The sequence below is a fragment of the Pontibacter sp. CAU 1760 genome, from assembly GCF_054482735.1.
The window spans coordinates 87,027-105,358 of sequence record NZ_JBTLRL010000014.1; the positions used below are offsets into that span (position 1 = coordinate 87,027).

Below are 18,332 nucleotides of genomic sequence, written 5' to 3' on the forward strand. Positions count from 1 at the left end.
TGTAAAGCTATAAAATCTGCAAACAAAAACAGCCACTTGCAGGGTGGCTGTTGCTGTTTATCTGTTCCATCCGGACTTGCGCTTGGTCAGTTTCAGGTCGCGGAGCAGGGCTGAGCGGGCATTAATGGTGAGATTATACCCCCGCTGCAAACCAAACGGGATCCAGCTGATGCTCATGTCCCAGCAGTGCAGGTCGCGGTGAATATTCACGGTGGCGTAGGAAATGTTATTGCTGGTGATGTCATACGTGCCATTGTAGGATATCTGCCACTTATCCGTCAGCCCCAAGGTGCCGTTTATACCCACTGTCTTGTCTATCCTGTCCTCGGCAAGCAACGAGGTGGCAGGCGTGTAATAGAGCGTAAAATCCAGCGCCAGCGTCCACGGAATTTTAAAGTCAATGTAATCAGGCAGCAGCGGGTCCATGTCCTGCTGCAGCGCCGGCAGGTTGGTCGGCGAGGTGGTTTCTGATTTGCGGGCTTCTGGGTTTAAGTTTGCCCGCATGTTCAGATTAGCGTTAGTCAGGCGTGCCAGCCTGAACTGCGTTGGGTTGAAGTAGTACTCGTTTACCTTTCTGCCTATGCCCGCATCGTTATACTCCAGGTTGTAGGGGTCAAAGGTGGAACTGAACGTTACATCCAGAAGCTTGAACAGGCGGGTGTTCATGGTCAGGCGGATAGGCGCCAACTGGAAAGAGTCGGCCGCGAAGTCAAAACCCGAACTCACGCGCAGGTTATCGATCAGGCTCACTTTCTCAAATTTGTTCTCAGCAGTCGCGGTAGAGTCGTTCTTTGAGCGCACCTTCATCTCGATGTTGTTGTCGATGGAGAAGTTAAGCGAACTGCTGAGCGAGGTGCCTGGTGCCCCGGTCCTGAACCTGGAGAGCGTCTGCACGCGCGGCTGGTTGTTTGTTTCGTTGATGCCTGTGATCAGGGTTTGGTAGAAGCCAAAGCGGGCATCGCCAAAGTCGGGGCGGTAGTTATAGCTGATGCTGGGCCTGATGAGGTGGCGGATGGCCTCTACGCGCTTGCCCTTGATGTAGGCCGTTCCGTAAATGGTGGTGCTAAGCGAAGCGCCTCCCGAATACTGGTATACCCTGCCAAAGCCTGTAGTGTCTACATCCACTTTCTGCGACTCCTGGTCGAAGCGGTAGCTATACTTTTCGTCCAGCCAGGTTTCGCTGTAGCTCACAGATGGCGAGAAGTTAAAGAAGCGGAACACCTTGTAGTTGCCCAGGCCGATGCTGAAGTTATGGTCGGCTTGCTGGCGGCCATTGTCCCATATCTCACGCAGGTTGTCAAAAGCAACAGGTAGCAGTGTGTCGCGTTGCGTTTCCCCGATAATGCCGCTAACCCCACTCAGCCTGCGGGCCGGAATCCTGTTGTTCACCTCGTTGCGCGCGCGCAGGCTATACCCTATCGTAAAGTTCTCATACCAGCTACCGGTGGCAGGCGCGTTGCTAAACAACTCATACAAGTTCACCGTCGTCATGCTCAAACTCAGGTCGGGCAGCACAAAATTCATGGCACTGGTCGTGGTGTTCTGGTCCTGGCGCGCACTAACGGTATAGCTGAACGGTGAGTTCGGGATTGTTTTCTGGTAAGTGATGCTGGAGTTGAAAGACGGCGACAGATAGTTGGCCGACCCGGTATAGTTCAGGCGCTGATGCAACTGGCTACCCGCGTTCACGCTCGCCGAGAAGCGGCCGCGGCCCGGCTTCTGCACCGGCGTGTGCGACCACCGCACCCAGAATGTACGCTGCGATTCCGGCAACACATCGTAAATGTTCGTTGCCGTTGACCTTGCCCGCTCTACATCCGCCTCATCGTTCTTAAAGTAGTCGTAGGTTAGGCTTAGGGAGCCACGGTAGTTGTAACGGTTTACATAATCCGTCCGGCTGTCGATGTTATACCCCCCCAGCGAGTAAATGTCGCCTTGCACCAAGGTGCCCATGTAGTCGTTCCAAGCAAAGTAGTAGCCCATGTCCTGCAGGTAAAAGCCCCGCGTGTTCTCGCCAAAGCTCGGCACCTGTATGCCCGAAGACCTTTTCTGTTGCTTGGGGGTAGGGAAGAGGCCAAACAGGAAGCCCAGTGGCGTGGGGATGTCGCCGATCACGAGGTTGAAGGGCCCCGACATCACCTTGTCGTTCGGGATGACCTTGAACTTCTCGGCTCCTATATAAAAGTGCGGGTGCTCCAGGTTACAGGTGGTATAGCGCGAGTGCAACCCGAAAAATTCGTTGTTCTCGTTTCTTTTTACTACCTCGGCATGTATATATCCCTCGCCTTGCTGCGTTACTACTTCAGAGATGCGCCCCCGACGGGTTTTATAATTGTAGGCGATGTTTTTGGCTGCGTAGGTTTCCCCGCCGTCCTTAAATAGAGGCACGCCGATCTCTTTACCGGTCGAGTCGGTAACAGCGGCGGCGGTCAGCTGGTTGGTTTCGTAATTGATCTCAATGTAGGCCGCCTCAAGCGACATGTTGCCATAATTTATTTTGGCATCACCATATAAATGTACAATCTGGCTGTCAACTTCAAATTGGATGGAGTCTTGGGCAGAATATTTGATTGTCGTCTCGATGTCGCCGCGCGGAGCGGAGAGCGCCACAGAGTCTGGAGCGGTAAGCGTGGTATCTTGCCCAGTTCCAGCGCGTTGCAACCTGTTCTGCCCCGATACCGCAAAGGGTAGGAGAAGAGCACTTTGCAGTAGCAGTAAAAAAATTAAAAAGTGGCGCAAATCTTCAGAGTTCCCTAAAAGTTTACTTATTTTGTACAAAGTTATTGTTTAACTTTTAACTAACGAAAGTTGTGAAGAATATTGTTGCTGTTTCGTTTTTGGCTGTTGTTTTACTGTTGTGCTCATCCAGTAAATTAGAGTACAAAAGAGATTACAAAGTAAGAACCGTTGTGATAGATGCGGGGCATGGCGGGAAGGATGTGGGGTGCAACGGTAAATACTCGCACGAAGCAGACGTAGCCCTGAGCCTGGCCTTGCAGGTGGGCAAGCTGATCGAGCAGAACCTGCCCGATGTGAAGGTGATTTATACCCGCAAAACAGACAACTTCGTGGAGTTGATCGACCGGGCCGGTATCGCCAACAAGAACAACGCAGACCTTTTTATCTCCATCCACCTCAACTCAGGGCCCGCCACGGCCTACGGCACCGAGACCTATACCATGGGTATCCAGAAGTCGGAGGGCAACCTGCTGGTGGCCAAGCGCGAGAACGCGGTGGTGCTGCAGGAAGACAACTACAAGCAAAACTACAACGGGTTCGACCCTAATTCTCCTCAGAGCCATATCTTATTCACGTTACACCAGAGCGCTTACATCGACAACAGCCTGCGCTTTGCCGACAAAGTGGAAAGCGAGTTCCGCTCAAAAGTAGGCCGCAAGAGCCGCGGCGTGAAGCAGGCACCGTTCCTGGTGCTTTGGAAGTCGTATATGCCAAGTGTGCTGATTGAGTGCGGTTTCCTGACCAATCCTACCGAAGAGAAATTTCTTAACGATAAAACCGGGCAAACGTATATGGCATCAGGTATATACCGGGCCTTCAAAGAGTACAAGCGAGAATTGGAGGTCATGAACTAATCAACGCCCCCTTACGTGAAAATATCGAAAGAAGTAAAAGTTGCCCTAATGGGTATAGTAGCCATCGGCCTGCTGTATTTTGGCTTTATGTTCCTGAAAGGCTCCAACCTTTTCTCAGACACCCGCCGCTACTATGTGATGTATGACAACGTGGACGGACTGACACTGTCTAACCCTGTCATCCTGAATGGTATACAGGTCGGCTCGGTGCAGCAAATGAAGCTGATGCCGGAACTCGGGAATCAGATCCGGGTGGAGCTGGATGTGCAGGAAGACATACAGATAGGAGATTCTACCATTGCCTCCCTGGCCAACTCCGGCTTTCTGGGGAGCAAAGCCGTTGTGCTGTATTTAGGGAAGAGCACTAAGATGTATAATGGCGGTGAGCAGCTGATTGCCTTTAAGGAAAGCAGCATCACGGACCTGATCTCTACCAAAACTGTCCCTGTTATAGACAAGGTGGATACCACACTTGCCCGCGTGAACCGGCTCCTCGATAGCGAGGCCAAGGGAAACGTGCAGGACATCCTGGCCAATACCAAGGCAACCACCGAGGCTATCAACCAGATTCTGCGTGCCAACCAGCAGAACATCAGCCAGATCACTGCCAATATCAATGCCCTCACTGCCTCGTTGCGCAAGACAGAGCGCAACATCAACCGGTTGGCCCTCAACATGGCCGATATCACAGATACGCTGAAGCAGGTGGAGATAAATGAACTGGTTCGGAATGCGAACAGTGCAGTGGCAGAACTGGAGTCGGCAGCCTCCAAGCTCAACTCGAGCCAAGGCTCTATTGGCAAACTAATGAACGACGAAACACTGTATGAGAACCTGAACGGTTCTACGGCAGCGCTGAACAACCTGCTTCGTGATATACAGGCTTACCCGAAACGGTACGTGCAGTTCTCATTGCTGGGTCGCAAAGACAAGTATAAAGTGGACGAGACAGGCCGTGTCATTACATTGGAAGAAGTGAAGGAGATGCAGGAAAAGCACCCAGAGGAATTCAGGACGGTGCCGGACACGGTATACGTGCCTGTGCCGCAGGCAAGCGGCGCCTCCGCGAATCCGGTGAGGAAAGACTCACTCAGGTAGCGCATCGCTGTAAAGGTAAAATCGTATATTTGTCAAATCCGCTTCAAGGGGCGGATTTTTCTTTTACTGTCTATCCCTATACATACCTAAAATCTTACATGGATATCGAATTCAATAAGAACGAAGACGCACTGAAGCAACTCACTTATCAGTTAGAATCAAGACTTAAGAAAGTACACTTGGGTGGCGGCGAGAAGCGCATCCAGAAAGAGCATGCCAAAGGCAAAATGACTGCCCGCGAGCGCATCGCCTATTTGCTAGACGAAGGCACCGAGTTTTTAGAGGTAGGTGCATTTGCCGGTGAGGGGATGTATGCGGAAGTGGGCGGCTGCCCGAGTGGCGGCGTGGTAACGGGCATCGGCTACATTAAGGGCCGCCAGTGCGTGGTGGTAGCCAACGATGCTACCGTGAAAGCCGGAGCCTGGTTCCCGATCACGGCCAAGAAGAACCTGCGTGCCCAAGAGATCGCTATTGAGAACAAGTTGCCGATTGTATACCTGGTGGATAGCGCCGGCGTGTTTTTGCCGATGCAGGATGAGATTTTCCCGGACAAGGAGCACTTCGGGCGCATGTTCCGCAACAACGCCGTGATGAGCTCGATGGGTATTGTCCAGATAGCTGCCATCATGGGGAGTTGCGTGGCCGGTGGGGCGTACCTGCCAATCATGAGCGACGAGGCCCTGATTGTGGAGGGGACGGGCTCCGTGTTCCTGGCAGGGTCATATCTCGTGAAATCAGCCATTGGCGAGACCATCGACAACGAGACGCTGGGTGGCGCGACTACGCATTCCGAGATTTCGGGCGTGACGGACTATAAGTGCAAAGACGACCAGGAGGCGCTCGACCATATCCGGAACATCTTCGATAAAATGGGCGACAACCCAAAAGCGGGTTTTAGCCGCGTAGCGCCTGCTGCCCCTCAACTGACCGACAAGGAGATTTACGGCCTGTTGCCTTCCGACCGGGTGAAGCCATACGACATGATGGACATTATCCTGCGCCTGGTGGATAACTCGGAGTTTGAGCCTTACAAAGACCTGTATGGCCAAACGCTGATCTGTGGCCTTGCCCGCATCGACGGTTGGTCGGTAGGTATAGTAGCAAACCAGCGCAAGATCGTGAAGAGCAAGAAAGGCGAAATGCAGATGGGTGGCGTGATTTACTCGGACTCTGCCGACAAGGCCGCCCGCTTTATCATGAACTGCAACCAGAAGAAAATTCCGCTCGTGTTTTTGCAGGATGTATCCGGGTTTATGGTAGGCAGCAAGTCCGAGCATGGCGGCATTATCAAGGACGGCGCCAAAATGGTCAGTGCCATGTCCAACTCAGTGGTGCCAAAGTTCACTATTTTGGTTGGCAACAGCTACGGGGCCGGTAACTACGCCATGTGCGGCAAAGCCTATGACCCGCGCCTGATCTATGCCTGGCCAACAGCGCAATTGGCGGTGATGAGCGGTGCCGCTGCGGCCAAAACGCTGTTGCAGATTCAAGTGTCCTCCCTAAAAGCCAAGGGAGAGGAAATAACCCCGGAAGCTGAAGCCGAGCTGTTAGAGCGCATTACTAACAAGTACAACGAGGAGCTTTCGCCCTACTACGCTGCGGCCCGCCTGTGGGTAGACGGCATTATCGATCCGCTGGAAACGCGTAAGGTAATTTCGATGGGTATAGAAGCGGCCAACCACGCCCCGATCGAAAAGCCTTATAATGTAGGCGTGATCCAGACCTGAGAAAAATTCAAAATTATGAATTAGAAATTAGAATTGAGGGTTTGTTTTATATAGCTATCCAAGCTTCTAATTGCTATTTTTGAATTTCAAATTGTTGTATAGTGACGAAGAATGAAATAAAGGCGCTCATCTCGCTGCTGGAAGACAGCGATTATGAGGTGGCGCACCACGTGGAACAGCGGATTGTGTCGTTGGGGGAAGGGATTATACCGTTTCTGGAAGAGGAATGGGAGGAAACCCTCGATTCTGACCTGCAGAAGAAGATAGAGGACCTGATCCATAACCTGCAGTTTGAGGGGTTGCTCTCCCGGCTAAAGATTTGGAAAGACACCGGGGCAGAGAACCTGCTGGAGGGGATGTGGCTCGTCAACTCTTATATGTACCCGGATGTAGAGTTCAGCGAGATCAACAAGGTCATGGACCAGCTGTACTTTGACGCCTGGACGCACATGAAAGATGAAATGCACCCCTATGACCAAGTGAAAGCACTCAACAACGTGCTTTTTCGGGAGAAACGCTTTTCGGCCAACACCAAGAACTTCCATTCGCCAGCCAACTCCATGTTGCACCTCGTGCTGGAATCGAAACGCGGGAATCCGCTGACGCTGTGTGTGATTTATATGACCCTGGCCAAGCGTTTGGGAATGCCGGTATATGGGGTAAACCTCCCCAACCTGTTCATCCTGACGTATAAAATGGATGGCCTTCAGTTTTACGTCAACGTATATAATAAGGGGCTTATCCTCTCTAAATCCGACATCGACAATTATATCCTGCAGCTGAACCTCAACCCGATCGATATCTTTTATGAGCCTTGCTCTAACCTGGATGTTGTGAAGCGGGCCCTGCGCAACCTGGCTTTTTCGTTTGAGAAAATGGATGACTTGGAGAAAGCGACCGAGGTAACCAAACTGCTCACTGCCATCACAGACGAGGACAGCCCAATATAGCGAAGGGTGAAAATAGTATCAAACAAAAAAGACAGCTTCAGGGCTGTCTTTTTTGTTTGATAAAGGGTGAAAAAAAAGCGCTCGTAATTAATATTGTTTGATCAAGCAGCCTGTAGCGCGTTGGTCCTGGGCTGTAAAGGTTTTATTGGCCAGCACCGAATCAATCACGTTTTTGAGGTAATAGTTTTTAACACCTGTCTCTACTTGCGGGTTATCGTCAATAGCACCTTTATACTTCAGCACAAACTCATTGCCTGTGTTATGCAGCACAAATACCTCAGGGGTTTTGGTGGCGCCAAACTGTCGGCTTACCTTCTGCCCGGTATCGGCAAGGTATGGGAAGCTGTAGTTCTTCGTAGCCATTTCTTTCAGGGCTTCACTCTCGTTATTCACGCCGGGGTTTATGAAAACAAACTGCACACCGCGGCTTGAGTAAGAGCTGGCAAGCGTCACGAGTCGGTTCTCATAAAGCTTGGCATACGGGCACTGGTTGTTGGTAAAAACCAGCACCACAGTTTTGGCATCCGCAAAATCGTTCAGCGACATGGCTTGCTGGTTACTCCCCTTCAGCGAGAAGTTGGCAACCTTGTCGCCCAACTGGTAAGTACCCGACTGTGCATACGCTCCTACAGAGAGCAACAGGGCGGCAATAATAGGGACTACATGTTTCATATCGTTAATGTCAAAGTGTGTCTACACAGTACGTAAGCACATGGCCCTGCAGTTCTTCGTGCCTGACCTCATATGCCTTCGAAAAACCAGTTGTCTGCACCAAACCTTGCAGTACGTTGGGTGCGAAGCCAGGGCAAAGCACCAGGTTTTCCTTGAGTATAAGCTTCTTACGGCTGTAGAGCTTGTAAAGTGTTTCTTTCGCACTCCAGTAAAGGCAAGTCAGCTTTTCGCTTGTAGCCGTGAGGTTTTTTTCCTGATCAGTTAAAAACCGGTCTGCCACGCGCAGTGCCTTCGGTGTGATTAGTTCAATATCTATGCCAACCTCGTGCTTTTCAGAAAGTATTACTGCAGCCAGCTCCGGGGAGTGCGTAATGGAAACGTGCAGCGGCTGATTTGGGAAGTAGGGCTTGCCATCGGGGTTGCGGGCCAATACAAGAGGTTGATCTGTAAAATGGTGCAGGAGGGTATATACAAGCACCCGGCTGGCCAGCCACTCTACCCGGCGGCGCGGGTGCACCTGCCCGGCTAGCGCACGGGTGTCAGCATGCGCCGGCAGGGCCGCTAGAAGCTCTTCCTCGGCTTCGGTTATTTGCCAGACGGCAAGCATAGCATCAGGTTGCAATGACCGTGAAAACAACAGGGGCATAGGCGTAGGCAACGGGTTTTGTGGCGAGGGTCGGCGTTGGTTTGCCGTATTTATTGTAAATTTAGCTAAAATTAAAGATTACGCAGTATGGCCAGTAACGTACAAGTTCAGAAAATAGCAACCCTCACCGGTCACCGCGATTGCGTTTACACGCTAGAGCAGTCGGGGGAGGAGCATGTTTTCTTCTCGGCGGCGGGCGATGGCATGGTCGTGGCCTGGAACCTGAACGACCCGGACAACGGTGAGCTGATGGCTCGGGTGAGTACCTCGGTCTATGCCCTGGCTTATATGCCTGACCGCAACTTGCTGTTGATCGGGCAGAACCAGGAAGGGGTGCAGGTCATCGACCTGCAGGATAAGAAGATACTCAAGTCGGTGGCGCTGCCCAAAGTGGCAATTTTCGATATCCTCTACGTGCCCGAGCTGCAGCGGGTCTTTGTGGCCATGGGTAATGGGGCCGTGTGTGTGCTGAGCAGCGACACGTTTGAGCTCAACACCATCCTCCAGAAATCAGACCAGAGCGCCCGCAGTCTTGCCTATAATTCATTCACAAAGGAGCTGGCCGTGGGCTACAGCGATAAAGCTGTGCGTGTGTTCGGTGCGGACTCATTGGAATTAAAACATACGCTTGGGTCGCATACTAACTCGGTTTTTACGGTGGCTTACTCGCCGGATGGGCAGCTTTTGCTAACCGGTAGCCGCGATGCGCACCTACGGGTATGGGAGGTAGAGAAGGGGTATACCGAGCGGGGCTATACCATCGCGCACATGTATACCATCAACCACATTGCCTACAGCCCCGATGGCCGGTATTTTGCCACCTGTAGCATGGACAAATCCATCAAGATATGGCATGCGAAGACTTTTAAATTGCTGAAAGTGATCGACAAAGTCCGCAACGCCAGCCACGGCACTTCGGTGAACAAATTATTTTGGTCGGCTCATCAGAATCAGTTAGTTTCGTGTAGTGACGACCGCACCATTTCGGTTTGGGATATAAAACAGCTTGAGTTATGAAAATTACACCGTTAGAGATCAGACAAAAAACGTTTGAAAAGGCTTTTAGAGGGTTAGACAAGGATGAGGTGAACGCCTTTTTGATGACGCTCTCGCAACAGTGGGAAAAGCTGCTGGACGAAAACCGGGACCTGCGCCTGAAACTGGAGGCTTCGCACCGCGAAACCCAGAAGCTGCGCGAGGTAGAATCGTCGCTGTACAAAACGCTCAAGACTGCCGAGGATACGGGGAGCAGCATCGTGGAGCAGGCTAACCGCTCTGCTGAGCTGAAGGCCCGTGAGGCAGAACTGCAGGCCAACGAGCTGCTGAACAAAGCTCGAAACGAGGCACGCCAGGTGCTGGAAGAGGCGACAAAGCAGTCAGAAAAGCTGATTGTGGAGATGCAGCAGGAAGTGAGGCTGCTGGAGCAGGATTACCAGCGTATGGAGGGGTATCTTGAGACCATGGTGCGCGACCTGAAGAACCTGGCGAATGAGGCGCTGGAGAGAGCCGAAAAAACAAACGCAAAACCAAAAGCCAACGCACACAGTATTCTCTCAAGAGCTGCCGACGTAAAAGTAGAAAGCGCCGAGCTTCTAAAAAGCCTGAAAGAAATGAAAACAACGAACGAATCACACACCTATCAACTTCCGGAGTCAACTGTGGATAATGCGCCGGTGGCTATAAGCCATGCGAATGATTATCACCCGTTAGGAGACCCGGCGCCAGACGTGACACAACCGCAGCCGGAAGTGCCAACCCCAATCGAGCCGATGGTGCCAAATGTGCCATCGCCCGAAATTGAGCAGCCAGCGCCAGACTATCCCGGCCGCGTGCCCTCGCCAGGCATTGAGCAGCCTGTGCCCGATGTGCAGCCTGTTACACCGGACAAGCCGGAGATACAGCCCCCGCTTACAGAGCCATCGCGCAACAGCTACGCCACCCGTGAGCCTGTGCGAGAAGCCTCCGGGTCGTTTTTCGACGAGATCAGGTAATTAATTAAACTGACACAGCAAAATCACCACTGCAAGCGATAGTATGACAGCTTGCAGTGGTGATTTTGCTATACATACCGCTTCTTAATTTTTCGCGCTTATGGGACAGATCGCACTCGAGGGAATGGAATTCTTCGCCTTCCACGGTTTTTACGACGAGGAGCAAAAGATCGGCAACAAGTATGGCATTGACCTGGTGATTGACGCGGACCTGCGCAGTGCCGCCGAGAGCGACAACCTGCACCAGACTGTTAACTATGAAGTGCTTTACAAATTGGTGCTTGCCGAGATGGTTATTCCGGCGCGCCTGTTAGAGCACCTGGGCCATCGCATCATCGACAAGGTGTATGATAGATTCCCTTTTGTGAAATCGGTGAAGGTGAATGTGTATAAATTCAACCCCCCGCTTGGTGGCATCTGCAAGTGGGCTAAAGTAAGCCTGGAAGAAGCACGTTAAAAAAGCTAGCAGATCAAATCTCATCAAGCAGTTGACTTTATTCTTAGAGTCAGCTGAGGCAGCTATAACTTTTAAACCAGCTTCAGCAGCTCGGCCGCTGCCGCGAAAGCAGACGTTTGTCCGTTTTTCACTTGGGCTTCTATACCCGCCAGTTGGGCCTTTACCTGGGTGTGGGCGTAAAAATTGTCTTCCAGCCCTTGCCGGATCGCCTCGTATAGCCACTGGAGGTTCTGATCGCGGCGTTTTTGCTCGAAGAAGCCGTTTTGCTGTGTCAGGTGCAGGTAGTCGGTGATGGTTTGCCAGATGGTGCCGAGGCCAGTTTGCTGCAGTGCCGAGCAGGTACTAACCTGCGGAAGCCACCCCGAGGCGGCTTTGGGGTATAGGTGTAACGCATTCTGGTACTCCGCGCGGGCCGCTTTGGCTTTGTTTGCGTTAGTGCCATCAGCCTTGGTAATGGCAATGGCATCGGCCATCTCCATAATGCCGCGCTTGATGCCCTGTAGCTCGTCTCCGGCACCAGCCAGCATCAGCAGCAGGAAAAAATCCACCATGGCATGCACCGCCGTTTCAGACTGGCCCACGCCAACCGTTTCCACAAAGATGGTATCAAAGCCTGCCGCCTCACACAGGATAATGGACTCGCGGGTGCTGCGCGCCACACCACCCAGGGATTTGCCCGCAGGCGAGGGACGTATAAATGCATTGGGGTTGGTGGCTAGGGCGTCCATCCGGGTTTTATCACCCAGAATACTGCCGCCCGAGCGTTGGCTGGTAGGGTCGATGGCCAGTACGGCCAGCTTCTTGTGCTGTTCCTGTATCAGAAAGGTGCCGAAGGCCTCGATGAATGTGCTCTTGCCGACACCTGGCACCCCGGTTATACCTATCCGCACAGAATAGCCGCTGTGGGGTAGCACCGCGTTGATCACTTCTTGGGCGAGTTCCTGATCGGAGGGAAGTTTGCTTTCCACCAATGTAATGGCACGGCTCAAAAGCACCCGGTCTCCCGCTAAGATACCATCCACATACGTTACTGCACTGAATCGCTTGGCCAAGGCTCTACAAGTTAGGTTGTCGGTTACATGCTGTGTCGCACAAATTTATACTTAATGCTGAAAGCATCCTAACGGCAAAAGCCAGCCTTGGGTAGGCTGGCTTTTCAACTAATAATCAGACTTTCGGTAATTCACAGCCCTTGCGGGAAGTTCGGCAGGCCAAGGTCGCTTTTTTGTTTTCCTAAATGAAAGCCATCGTCGGTGTATGTGCTGGCCTTGCCTTTTGCATTTGGGTTGCTGATCACGCCGAGGTAATAATTGTTTTGGCGCGCGACATACAGTTTGCCATCCGGAGCGACCTGCAAGGCGCCCACGCGCGGACTAGCCGAGGTGCCCACCACCACCGCCGAATTGGCTATTGCATCCGAACCACCCGCGTTCAGGTCAAACTGGATGATCTGGGCTTTGCCACCTCCTACGCCATTAGCTGTACCATAAAGTTTGGTCCCGTCAGGCGAAAAGGCCACGCCATAGGCTTCAGCATACCCCTTCAGAAGAATCGGGTCGGCGAGCTTGCCTGTGCTGCGGTCAAACGACATTACCTCGAAGTTACTTTCAGAGTCCCAGAGCGCGGCTGCCAGTTTAGTGCCATCCGGCGAAGGAACTAAGTAGCCAATAGCCTTGCGGTTCGGGCCGCCGTGCACCGTACCTACATTGCTGAGCACTGGTTGCACGCTAACGCCGTCACCCGACACCAGGAAAGCCATGTAGGCATTGCTGTTCCAGCGATGGGCGATCACCCACCAGTCGCGGTTGTTGCTGTGGCGTACTGCGGTTAGCTTCTCTGTGGCAGGGGAAATCAGGAAGTTGTTTCTCGAAATTACATCGCCTGCGCCATCAGCTTTCGTCATGTCTACCACGGTATAGCGCAAGCCATTCGACTGCGCCTGTATATCGGTTGTGAAGATGTAATAGATACTTTCGCTACCAGGCTTTGGCAGGATAAGGGCCGATTGCGTGGACGATTTTCCGCCCATCAGGCCGTTGCCGTTTGGCATCACGCGGTGGCTGCCATTCCAAACGGTGATGCCGTTGGTATAAAGCAGCAGCTTGCCATCTTTGTCAGATAAGGTAGCGCTGCCTTCCTCGGTAAACAAGCGGCTGTTGGTGGGGGTTGCCGAGTCGCCGGAGAATATAATACCAGCACCCTTGCCAAAATACCAGTTCGATTGTGGGCCTTGCGCGAAAGCCGTGAAGCTACTGGCAAAAAGCAGGGCTGCCATGGTGAGGTGTCTAATTTTGGTCATCGTTCAGTTGCTTTGGTTGGTCTTCTGCCAAGTGATGTGCAAACGCAGTGCCAAGTGTATTTGGTGCGTATGACATTTGATTTATACCTCCTCAACTAAAGAAACCCTTCCGGGAAAAGCAAAAGAGGAGGCACATCCTGTACCTCCTCTTTTGAGGGTAAGCGTATCTTAGAAGCTTAGTCCTGTAGCACTGCCTCCTGTTCTGCTGGCTGTAGAAGTTCCGGATGCAGCGTAAGCAGTTTCAGAAGCACGCCGTTCGTCCAGCCGAAACCGTCCTGGTTCGGGTACTCGCCGCCGCCAGCCTGTAGGCTCAGGTCCTCTACATTGTACTTCTCCATCAGCTTGCCTGTTTCCCGGAACACTTCCATGTTGCGTTTGGTCCAGTTGCGGGCGATGGTATCAGCCAGGCGGTCCTGCTTATAATTGCGCATGGCCTGGATGGTCATCCACTGCAGCGGTGCCCAGCCGTTGGGGGCATCCCATTGCTGGCCGGTATGGTTAAGGGTGGTCACCACGCCACCAGGCTTCAGGAACTCCGCCTCAATGCGCTGCGCCACGGCTACGGCCTGCTTCGGCTTGGCCATGCAGAAATATAGCGGGAACACGGCTGCAAGCGAAGGGATGTTGGTTGTCGTGTTTTTAACGAAATCGTAGTCGTAGAAGAAGTCCGTTTCATCGTTCCAGTTATACTTCAATAAGGCTTTGCGGCGGTCTTTGGCACGGCGCTTAAAGGTTTTGGCTTCTGCTTTTTTGCCCTCCATCTCAGCTACCTGGGCCAGGGTCATTTCCATATGGAACAACAGCGCGTTCAGGTCTACCGGAATCAGCTCGGTGGTGCGGATGGTGCCCAAGGTGCTGGCGTCCTCGAACCAGCGGCTACTGAAATCCCAGCCCGATTCGGCTGCTGCCCGGATGTTGCGGTAAATGTCCTCAGGGTTGCGGCCCGACTGCTCGGCTAACTCTACATCTTCGCGATAGGATTCCGGGCGTGGGGTTGCGCTATCGTCCCAGTACCGGTTCATCACGCTGCCATCCGGCATGCGCACCACCCGGCGATGGGCAGGGTTGGCCGCACTCAGCGTGTTGGCACCCTCCATCCAGAAGTCATACTCCTTGCGCAGGGCCGGGCCATAAGCTACCAGCGTTTCCTTACCTTTTTGCTGGGCCAGTATGCGAAGCATCAGGGCATAAAACGGAGGCTGCGAACGGCTCAGGTAATACCTGCGGTTGCCATTCGGGATGTGGCCTGTGGTGTTGATCAGGTGCGTGAAATTATCCACCATGTGCTCGATCAGCTCGGTTTCGCCGCTGGCCTGCAGGCCAAGCATCGTAAAGAAGCTATCCCAGTAGTAAATCTCGCGGAAACGGCCACCCGGCACAATGTACTCGTTTGGCAAGGGAATCAGCGAGCCGCCGCCGGCTCTGGGCTCCCGCGTCAGCACGGGCCACAGGCGCTCTATGTGCTGTGTTACTGTCAGGCTGGTGTCGGAGGTGAAATTAGTGGTTGGCTGTTGCGGCATTTCGAAATTCCTCAGCACAAAGGCCTTTAGGTCGAAGTCCGGCTGCGTTTTCTGCTGCTGGTATTCCTGCAGAATCTGATCAATAGGGGCAAGCGGAGTGGTGTCCGGAAACGTTTTGGAATCGGGAAACACATGCTGAAGCTGCACTTGCTCAAAGAGTTCACCTAGTTGCTCTTCTGGCCGATACAGCTGCTGCGCCTGCAAGGGCTGTGCAAAATATAGTAGCGTAAACAAAAAAAGGAAAATTGACTTATACGAATGAGTGAAAATTTTTCTTTGCTTCATTTTAGTATAGCGGTTGATATAAATCTGTACTACGCAAAATAGAGGCAAAGCAACAAATAAACGAACTTCAACTAATATAAAAAGGATATGCACTATGCAATTAGCCACATTATTCAGATTGTCATGCAGATTCTGAGAATCTTGACACCTCCCGTTGATGTTAAAGACCAAGTGGCCTTATTTGTAAAAAATTGATTTGCCTGCTGCTAATAAAAAAGGCAAGCGTTGGCTTGCCTTTTTTATTGAGAATTATACTTTTCGTTGTTGTAAAGCTGATTGATTCTGAGGCTTCTCTACTCTAGGGAGCGCATTTACAAGAGGTTTTCACGTGGAAAGCTTTTGTTTATACCTCCTTTGAAACTGTAAGTCGCCTAAGCTCTTGCCATTATTCTATTACGACTGCGGTGTCGGCCACTGGCATGTTATCCTGGTTGTTGTTCAGATCATCATCCCCTAAGTAATCGCCTTGTGTGGCTTCGGGTTGCAGGTCGTCGCTGGCAGGCTCGGTTTCGCTGCTGCAAGCGGCAAAGGCCAAAGGCAGCACAAAGCCCATCACCATTTTCAGATAAAAGCTGTATTTTTTCATCGTTTTGCGTGTTTACGTTACGGATTATAGTTCTCTGGCAGCAGGCTGCCAGTCCATTGAGAACGTAAGCGCAAGTATTAAGTTAAAACTGCGGGCCTTGCACCAACAGCCCTAACGCTGTGCAAACGGGTACTGCCGAAATGTTGCCTGCCCCATAGCGTCTTTCTCGTAAAGGGCCGCTACGTGCTGTTGATAGGACGGCGGCACTTGCTCTTCTCCGGGTTGTACCCGCGCGGGCATAGGGCTGCCCTTTATAAAAAAGTATACTTTGGTGTTGCCGTACTTGGTGTGCGGCATCATGTTGCCGTATTGCTCCATGTCATTCCAGAGGGTATCATCCACAGAAACGGCGTAGATGCGGGTGATGGGGCCGGTGTTGTTCTCGTTGCGGTACATGGCCACTTCCCTGAAATTGCCCGGCAGGTCGCTGGTGTTGGGTATAGAAAGTGTGTCGTAAATAAACCAAATAACGAGGGCGGCAGTGAGCGCGATAAGAAGATGCTTCAGTTTCATGGTAGAGAGGTATGTTGCTATAGAACTACTGCCAGCTGGTCTTATTTAGTTTCGGGCTTTTTTTAGCAGGGTTACGATGACGAGATACAGGACAGTTGGCAAACCTACCCATACCACCTCGCTTTTAATAACACGCCAACCCCATTCGCCAAAGAAGTTACTCACGCCAATCGGGGAAACCTGTATAGGCCGCCAGGGCAGGAAGTAGCGGGTGCTGTCGAAAGGAGCGAACACAGCAACTCCCAACCCGCCGTTGGTCAGGGCATCGAGCAGGATGTGAGAGGCGGTGCACAGCGTGAAGAACAGGGTATAAGCTATCCCTTGCTTGCTGAACAGTTTTGTGTCCCGGAAAAAGACCGCCGTAACAAGTATACCCAGCAGCAAGGCAAATACCAGCGAGTGCGAAAAGCCCCGATGCCCGAACATGTGCCCGTATGGTACGCCAAACTTAAACATGACCACATCCGCATCCGGAAAGATGGTGCAGAAAATACCTAGTATCCAGAATTTAGCAGAGGTATAAAAGCGGGGGTATGATTTGCCAAGGGCTACTACTGCCAGGGCGTGGGCAAAGGCTGATGCCATGTGTGGTTAAGGATGTTTCGGGTTGAAGATAGGTATAAAATTAATGGCTTGCGCGAGTCACAGACTCGCTTTTATAAGGCGACACGGAAGTGACTTCCGCGCCAGAATAGTAGCTTAAAATAAATGAAAGAAGGCAGGTAACTAACTCATGTATAAACTCGTGCTTACAGCATGAGCGACAAGTATAAGGCTAATGCGCCAAACGAACTATACTTCATCACTATGTCTGTGGTTCAATGGGCTGATATATTCACGCGGCGGGATTATTGTGAAATTCTTTGTGACAGCCTAACTTACTGCCAGCAGTCGAAGGGCCTCACGCTTTATGCCTGGTGTATCATGACCAACCACTTACACCTTATTTGCTCTGCCCCTGCGTTAGCCGCTGTTGTCAGGGACTTTAAGAAATTCACCGCAAAAGAAATTTATAAGTCCATTCAGGAAAACCCGCAGGGAAGCAGGAAAAAATGGCTGCTATGGCTGATGAGAAGTGCCGGAGAACTAAGTCCGAAGCATGAAGAGTACAGACTGTGGCAGGAGGGCTACCATCCGATTCTACTGCACAATAACCAACTGATGGAGCAAAAATTAAACTACCTGCATCGAAATCCTGTAACGGCAGGTTACGTCAATGAACCGGAGCATTGGAAATACAGCAGCGCTTTAGACTATGCTGGTGGCAAAGGCAGGCTAGACATCACATTCATCCAATAACTCTAAAAAGTCAAATTTACTCACTCTAAAATAAACTACCTGGCGCGGAAGTCACTTCCGTGCCCGCCCTATAGACGCGAGTCTGTGACTCGCAGGAGTTTTGCTAAGCAATTTTTAATAACAAACTAACAGAATTTATATAAGAACCATCATTTTATGCCTAAATACTTTTATTATAAGATGTAATTCACCTAATTCATTATAAAATCATATAGTAGTTTTCTCTAAATTATTTCATGTATACAGAACTCAATATAGGTGAGCGTCTTAGATTAGCTCGGAAGGCAGCTAAATTAACAGGTGAAGAATTAGGGCAAATTGTTGGGATTGGCAAATCACAGATATCAAATATTGAGAAAGGTATAAGTGAACTTAAACGGTCTAATGCGATAGTATTTAGCGAAGCACTTTCTGTATCGCTAGATTGGTTAGTGACTGGTATAGGGGAAATGAGAAATAACACTAACAAGCTAGAAAACTCCTCTTCTTTTAGCAAAAGCCTAATTACTTTTAAGGCCAGTAATTCCATTCAAAATTCCCAGCCCTCCTCCTGTCAACAAGCACTTGCTGTGGCTAAAGTCAAAATTGAGTTGTTAGAGAAAGCACTCCAGGACAGGGATCAACAGATTGAGTTTTGAGGGGGCTGTTGATGAAGAAATAGTCAGGATGTCTTTACCTTTTGCTTGCGCGAGTCAC

The 18,332-nt window shown here is 51.4% G+C and carries 18 protein-coding genes; 9 read left to right on the plus strand and 9 right to left on the minus strand.

The window, feature by feature from the left end:
• Nucleotides 1–57: 57 nt before the first annotated feature.
• On the minus strand, nt 58–2,610 hold the full coding sequence (locus ACXYMU_RS17395; RefSeq protein WP_458987696.1) for a putative LPS assembly protein LptD: 2,553 nt from the start codon (nt 2,608–2,610) through the stop codon (nt 58–60).
• A 200-nt stretch (nt 2,611–2,810) separates the two neighbouring features.
• Between ACXYMU_RS17395 and ACXYMU_RS17400 the strand changes: the two genes are divergently transcribed.
• From ACXYMU_RS17400 to ACXYMU_RS17415, 4 genes are all read left to right on the plus strand, one after another.
• The gene (locus ACXYMU_RS17400; RefSeq protein WP_458987697.1) at nt 2,811–3,593 is read left to right on the plus strand and encodes an N-acetylmuramoyl-L-alanine amidase family protein; all 783 of its coding nucleotides are present in this window, start codon (nt 2,811–2,813) and stop codon (nt 3,591–3,593) included.
• Between the two features lie 15 nt (nt 3,594–3,608).
• The gene (locus ACXYMU_RS17405) at nt 3,609–4,691 is read left to right on the plus strand and encodes an MlaD family protein (RefSeq protein WP_458987698.1); all 1,083 of its coding nucleotides are present in this window, start codon (nt 3,609–3,611) and stop codon (nt 4,689–4,691) included.
• 98 nt (nt 4,692–4,789) lie between these two features.
• The gene (locus tag ACXYMU_RS17410) at nt 4,790–6,418 is read left to right on the plus strand and encodes an acyl-CoA carboxylase subunit beta (protein WP_458987699.1); all 1,629 of its coding nucleotides are present in this window, start codon (nt 4,790–4,792) and stop codon (nt 6,416–6,418) included.
• Between the two features lie 101 nt (nt 6,419–6,519).
• Nucleotides 6,520–7,368 carry a transglutaminase-like domain-containing protein gene (locus ACXYMU_RS17415; RefSeq protein WP_458987700.1) on the plus strand — a complete coding sequence of 283 codons (849 nt, stop codon included), beginning with the start codon at nt 6,520–6,522 and terminating at the stop codon, nt 7,366–7,368.
• Nucleotides 7,369–7,455: 87 nt separating this feature from the next.
• On the opposite strand, the gene ACXYMU_RS17420 is transcribed toward ACXYMU_RS17415, so the two are convergent.
• On the minus strand, nt 7,456–8,040 hold the full coding sequence (locus tag ACXYMU_RS17420) for a redoxin domain-containing protein (RefSeq protein WP_458987701.1): 585 nt from the start codon (nt 8,038–8,040) through the stop codon (nt 7,456–7,458).
• Between the two features lie 10 nt (nt 8,041–8,050).
• Nucleotides 8,051–8,647, minus strand: a complete 597-nt coding sequence (locus ACXYMU_RS17425) for a 4'-phosphopantetheinyl transferase superfamily protein (RefSeq protein ID WP_458987702.1) — start codon at nt 8,645–8,647, stop codon at nt 8,051–8,053.
• A gap of 126 nt (nt 8,648–8,773) precedes the next feature.
• On the opposite strand from ACXYMU_RS17425, the gene ACXYMU_RS17430 reads away from it, so the two are divergent.
• From ACXYMU_RS17430 to folB, 3 genes are all read left to right on the plus strand, one after another.
• Nucleotides 8,774–9,703: a WD40 repeat domain-containing protein gene (locus tag ACXYMU_RS17430; RefSeq protein WP_458987703.1), complete on the plus strand. Its 930-nt coding sequence runs from the start codon at nt 8,774–8,776 to the stop codon at nt 9,701–9,703.
• Complete coding sequence (locus tag ACXYMU_RS17435; protein ID WP_458987704.1) at nt 9,700–10,677, plus strand: DivIVA domain-containing protein; 978 nt, start codon at nt 9,700–9,702, stop codon at nt 10,675–10,677. The genes ACXYMU_RS17430 and ACXYMU_RS17435 overlap by 4 nt, the downstream gene beginning before the upstream one ends.
• Before the next feature lie 100 nt (nt 10,678–10,777).
• Nucleotides 10,778–11,134, plus strand: a complete 357-nt coding sequence (folB, locus tag ACXYMU_RS17440) for a dihydroneopterin aldolase (RefSeq protein WP_458987705.1) — start codon at nt 10,778–10,780, stop codon at nt 11,132–11,134.
• A 71-nt stretch (nt 11,135–11,205) separates the two neighbouring features.
• On the opposite strand, the gene meaB is transcribed toward folB, so the two are convergent.
• From meaB to ACXYMU_RS17470, 6 genes are all read right to left on the minus strand, one after another.
• The gene (gene meaB, locus ACXYMU_RS17445) at nt 11,206–12,186 is read right to left on the minus strand and encodes a methylmalonyl Co-A mutase-associated GTPase MeaB (RefSeq protein WP_458987706.1); all 981 of its coding nucleotides are present in this window, start codon (nt 12,184–12,186) and stop codon (nt 11,206–11,208) included.
• Nucleotides 12,187–12,317: 131 nt separating this feature from the next.
• Entirely contained in the window at nt 12,318–13,433 is a 1,116-nt protein-coding gene (locus ACXYMU_RS17450) for a hypothetical protein (protein ID WP_458987707.1), read from the minus strand.
• A 176-nt stretch (nt 13,434–13,609) separates the two neighbouring features.
• Complete coding sequence (gene treF / locus ACXYMU_RS17455) at nt 13,610–15,238, minus strand: alpha,alpha-trehalase TreF (protein ID WP_458987708.1); 1,629 nt, start codon at nt 15,236–15,238, stop codon at nt 13,610–13,612.
• A 385-nt stretch (nt 15,239–15,623) separates the two neighbouring features.
• Nucleotides 15,624–15,824 (minus strand): hypothetical protein, encoded by a 201-nt coding sequence (locus tag ACXYMU_RS17460; RefSeq protein WP_458987709.1) that lies wholly within the window; start codon nt 15,822–15,824, stop codon nt 15,624–15,626.
• Between the two features lie 111 nt (nt 15,825–15,935).
• Entirely contained in the window at nt 15,936–16,337 is a 402-nt protein-coding gene (locus tag ACXYMU_RS17465) for a hypothetical protein (protein ID WP_458987710.1), read from the minus strand.
• Nucleotides 16,338–16,382: 45 nt separating this feature from the next.
• Nucleotides 16,383–16,922, minus strand: coding sequence for a metal-dependent hydrolase (locus ACXYMU_RS17470; RefSeq protein WP_458987711.1), 540 nt, complete (start codon nt 16,920–16,922; stop codon nt 16,383–16,385).
• Between the two features lie 171 nt (nt 16,923–17,093).
• Here ACXYMU_RS17470 and ACXYMU_RS17475 point away from each other — a divergent pair, with 171 nt between their 5' ends.
• Nucleotides 17,094–17,636 carry an REP-associated tyrosine transposase gene (locus tag ACXYMU_RS17475; protein WP_458987712.1) on the plus strand — a complete coding sequence of 181 codons (543 nt, stop codon included), beginning with the start codon at nt 17,094–17,096 and terminating at the stop codon, nt 17,634–17,636.
• Nucleotides 17,637–17,872: 236 nt separating this feature from the next.
• Nucleotides 17,873–18,274 (plus strand): helix-turn-helix domain-containing protein, encoded by a 402-nt coding sequence (locus ACXYMU_RS17480; protein ID WP_458987713.1) that lies wholly within the window; start codon nt 17,873–17,875, stop codon nt 18,272–18,274.
• Nucleotides 18,275–18,332 lie beyond the last annotated feature (58 nt).